Origin of the sequence: Pseudomonas sp. CBZ-4 (assembly GCF_000346755.1) — a bacterium.
Taxonomy (GTDB): Bacteria; Pseudomonadota; Gammaproteobacteria; order Pseudomonadales; family Pseudomonadaceae; genus Aquipseudomonas.
Genome location: NZ_ANNV01000021.1, coordinates 1 through 339 on the forward strand (window position 1 = coordinate 1; position 339 = coordinate 339).

At 55.8% G+C, this 339-nt stretch carries 1 pseudogene; it reads right to left on the reverse strand.

Annotated features, from left to right (window positions below):
- Positions 1-339: pseudogene (locus tag B348_RS1000000130620) on the reverse strand (IS21 family transposase); the annotation flags it as partial.

The following is a 339-nucleotide window of genomic DNA, read 5'->3' on the forward strand; positions in this document are numbered from 1 at the left end:
GACATTGAGGATGTGATCGGCGCTCAGACTTCCCGATTCAAGTACCAGCTCCACCGCCACCAGCACTGGTTCGAGACCCGCAATTGGCACAGCAGCCAGTACCTGCATCATGATTCGATCACCGTTGGTGTGACGCCTCAGTCCTCGTTTGAGAAGCCGTAACGGTTTTGGCAAATCAGCAAATGGCGCGCCGTTGCGCAATGCACCAGGCTTGCGTTCGATGAGTGGGATGTAGTGCTGCCAGTCAAAACTGACCTGATCTCGATCAAAGAGGCGCTCGTGACTGGCGATCACCGTTTCGTCGGCAATGACCACGATCCGCGAAGGGTACAAACGGCT